The sequence below is a fragment of the Streptomyces sp. NRRL F-2664 genome (assembly GCF_000719345.1).
Lineage (GTDB): Bacteria > Actinomycetota > Actinomycetes > Streptomycetales > Streptomycetaceae > Streptomyces.
This window is the reverse complement of the sequence record NZ_JOFX01000354.1, coordinates 1-454: the sequence shown is the minus strand read 5'-3', so window position 1 is coordinate 454 and position 454 is coordinate 1. Positions and strand designations below refer to the sequence as shown.

General features: G+C 69.6%; 1 pseudogene. It reads right to left on the bottom strand.

Annotated features, from left to right (window positions below):
- Positions 1-95: 95 nt before the first annotated feature.
- A pseudogene (locus IF89_RS0136070) lies at positions 96-454 on the bottom strand (transposase); the annotation flags it as partial.

The window sequence follows — 454 nt, the reverse complement described above, 5'->3', positions numbered from 1 at the left end:
ACTCCTCCGGATACGGAGACCTACGTCCCACCAGGACACCCTTCCTCGGACCCACAAGATCCATTGTCAGAGTGTCCACACCCCAGGGGTCACCTCATGACGGCCTTGATGTGCCGTTTGCGCAGGTGGGCCCGGTTGCCGTGCGAGGAGTAGGCCTTGTCGCCGGCGACCGCGTCGGGCCGGGTGCGGGGGCGGCCGACGGGCCCGCGAATCCGGACCTTCGCCAGCACGGGGATGAACTGCGGGCTGTCGGCGGCGTGCCCCTCGGTCAGGACGATGGCCAGCGGGCGGCACTTGCGCTCGCCGGCGATGTGGACCTTGCTGGTCTGCCCGCCTCTGGACCGTCCGAGCAGGGCCGCCTTCAGGCGGATCTTGCGTCTGCGTCGGACACGTCGTCGCTCGTCCCGTTCCAGACTGTCTGCGGTGTCCTGCCCGGCTTGCTCCTTCGGGCCGC